The organism is Acinetobacter sp. YH12106, from assembly GCF_013418995.1.
GTDB classification, from domain to species: Bacteria; Pseudomonadota; Gammaproteobacteria; order Pseudomonadales; family Moraxellaceae; genus Acinetobacter; species Acinetobacter pseudolwoffii.
In genome coordinates this window covers 1-3,246 of record NZ_VPAV01000060.1, presented here as the reverse complement: position 1 = coordinate 3,246, position 3,246 = coordinate 1, and the positions used below count along the sequence as shown (strand labels likewise).

Here is a 3,246-nt window from a genome sequence, read left to right as displayed (position 1 = left end):
AATATCAATATAATCAATCAAAAATGCAATATTCATATACTTATAAAAAGAATATTCACGATAAAAGTAAAGAATTAGAAATTAATGAAACAGTTTCTATATTAAAACAGAATCCTGAAAACCAGATTGGTAAACGATTCCAAAATAAACTCGATGATTACTATGAGAATTTTGAACCTGTCATCAATGAAGTGGACCGCGATATTGAACGTCTGAAAGCACTCAAAGAAGCGGAACAGAGAAATGATGCTAGCAGAAGCGCACAGAAAGCTACAAATGAGCAGATAGCTAAGGATGGGCTAGAAACGTACCAGAACGATCTAAAACGCGAAAATGAGCGTTTTAGAGCGATTCAAGCGCATTCTAAAAATAATGATGTTGAGAAAAAAATAGATCGTGATAATGATTTGAGCTTTTAATTTATCTAAACAATAAAATCAATTACTTAGCGAGTGTCTACGAGCGACGCAATGAAAAGTCGCTCCACCCCCTCCTTGATTACAGTAGCTCCCTGTTGCCTTGGCTCGGTAAGAGCCGAGCGAAGCGACCAAACATCATTCAACTGCATTGACTTATGCCATGTTTGGAATTTTAAGCAATTTGCTTGTGGATGGTTTTAAAAAAGGATTTTAAGGATTTTAAGGATTTTAAGGATTTTAGACCCCTCTGAAAGCCTTTAGTAGAAAGGCTTTCAGAGGACATTAACTGAGTTTTTCCGAGTCATTAACTGAGTTTTTCCGAGTCATTAACTGAGTTTTTCCGAGTCATTAACTGAGTTTTTCCGAGCATTTAATGAGTAAATTATGCAATACTCATTAAATGAGTTTGATGATATAACTCTGTTTATATAAGAAAAGTGACTTTATAAGATGCCTGAAAAGTACGTTGTAAAAGATAATGACCTCGTCAAAGCTTGCTTTAATCTCGGTTTGAATGAATACAGACTGCTGTTGCTTGCAATGATTTATGCTCGTGAAGCAGACCCTTTGACGTATGAAACACCGATTGAGATCAGAGCAATGGATTTTGCTCAACAATACACGCTTGAAGCTAATACTGCTTACGAAGCGATGCGAGAAGCCAGTAAAACGCTGATGCGTCGAAGTTACACGTATCAAGACAGATACAATGGTTATGAAGCAGTTTCAGACGTGAACTGGGTAACTCAAGCAACATACGTTCCAGCAGCCGGAATGCTTGTTCTTTACTTAACACCTCAAACCATTAGATTGATTAGCAGACTTGAATCACACTTTACGAAATATCATATTGATCAAGTCTCTAAGTTCAAAAGTAAATACAGCATTCGCTTGTATGAACTTGTCATAAAATGGAAAAGTCAGAAAAAAACTGAATTGTTTGAAATTAACAGTTTTAGAGAAATGCTTGGTGTGACATCAGAATATAAGCAAATGTCAGATTTCAAAATCAACGTGCTAGATCGTGCAGTTAAAGAAATCAACGAACATTCAGATATCACTATCAAATATGAACAATTCAAAACTGGACGTGTGATTAGTAATTTTCAATTCAAGATCAAACCGAAAAAACCTGTTGATGTTAGAAAACGGGAACAGGTTGATCAGAAAACTGGCGATTTATTTGTTGAACTAAGTGCCGCACAACGTCATTTGTTTGCATCAAAACTTGCACGCCATCCCGGCATGTCTAAGTATTCTCAAGGCACAGAGGGATATGACCAGTTTGCTGTACGTATTGCTGAGATGCTTTTAGATGAAACCAAGTTTAAAGAGATATATCCGATTCTATTGAAAGTTGGATATGTCCCACCGAAGTCGTGAGACTTCGCCTGGGCAACGCACAGGTGCAGGGTTAAGGGAAGGATTCCCTTGCTTGCGAAACCTAAATTTTTTCGAAGAAAAATTTTGGTGTAGTAAGTACACCAAAATCGAATTTAGGTTGACAAAGCAAAATCAAAAGCAAATATTGAACGTAGTTTAATTTTTTGCTTTTGGATTTTGCGATGACTGATTTCGTTATTCTGAGACACGCTAAGCTCAAATCTTACGGTGAAATTGGCGGGTCACTTGATCACACATATCGACTTATTGATACTCCTAATGCTGATTTAAAACGTGCTGATCTAAATGAACACGATTTCAATAAAAAGACTGATGTTGTTCAAGCAATAAAAAATAGGGTTGATCAACGTATAAAACAAAGACCAGGTAATGTTTTATGTGTTGAATATCTTGTCACTGCTTCACCGACCTGGGATGGATGGGGAGATAAAGACAAAGAGACAGAGTTTTTTAATCTTCAAAAAGAAAGACTTATAAAAAAGTGGGGAGCTGAAAATGTTATCTCTACTCACATTCATAGAGACGAGACAACACCTCATTTAATTGCTTATATCGTGCCATTTGATGAAGAAAAACAGGCACTTAACTGCAAAAAATGGCTTGGCAATAAAACATTACTAGCAATTGAACAGACAGAAGCTGCCGAAATTGTTGAACATCTGGGCTTAAGTCGTGGCATTAAACACTCAAAAGCTGAACATCGTACAATCAAACAGCATTATGAGATCGTTAATCAGATCAATGAGATAAACGAGTTCAGCCCAAGTATTGATAATTTGCCAAAACCGAACTGGTTAGAATCAAAAGAAGATTATGCTAAACGTGTTATTGATGCTGTATTACCGGACTATAAAAAAGCAAAAATCGAAGCTATCCAGAATGTTGCAACAAAAGAAGAAGTTACAGCACTTAGAGAAATAGCAAAAAAAGCGGAAGTTTATTTGAATGCTTTAGATGATGTACCAGAGCAATATGTCGATATATTCAACAACAAGATAAAAGAAACAGCTTCATTAATTAAAATTAAAAATGAAAATATTATTCAAAAAGAAGTTGAAGAATATAATAAAAAAATAGAATTAATTAATGCTCATAAAAATAACTTTGAGTGTTTTTATGAGTATTGCAATTCAGAATTAAATAATAAGATTAAAAATGAAAAGTTACTCAAAAAAGAATATAATAAAACAGAAAATTGGCTTAAAAAGAATGATTTAACAGATAAAGAGATTGAAAAAGGGTGGAAAAATGACGGCTCTCAAATATATATTGATAAGCCGAATTTTTATATGTCTGAATATCAATATAATCAATCAAAAATGCAATATTCATATACTTATAAAAAGAATATTCACGATAAAAGTAAAGAATTAGAAATTAATGAAACAGTTTCTATATTAAAACAGAATCCTGAAAACCAGAT

General features: G+C 34.2%; 3 protein-coding genes. All 3 read left to right on the top strand.

Annotation, left to right across the window (positions count from 1 at the left end; all coding sequences use genetic code 11):
• Positions 1-419 (top strand): hypothetical protein (locus FTU45_RS15215; protein WP_180076690.1); only part of this gene is annotated, 419 nt, incomplete at its 5' end.
• A gap of 450 nt (positions 420-869) precedes the next feature.
• A complete protein-coding gene (repM, locus tag FTU45_RS15210; RefSeq protein WP_180076689.1) occupies positions 870-1,802 on the top strand; it encodes a replication initiation protein RepM in 933 nt (310 codons plus the stop codon).
• A 182-nt stretch (positions 1,803-1,984) separates the two neighbouring features.
• Positions 1,985-3,246: MobV family relaxase (gene mobV, locus FTU45_RS15205; protein ID WP_180076688.1), on the top strand; the 1,262-nt coding region annotated here is incomplete at its 3' end.

Coding starts and splice junctions, on each gene's coding strand:
- repM (WP_180076689.1), top strand. CDS start 870: ATGCCTGAAAAGTACGTTGTAAAAGATAATGACCTCGTCAAAGCTTGC.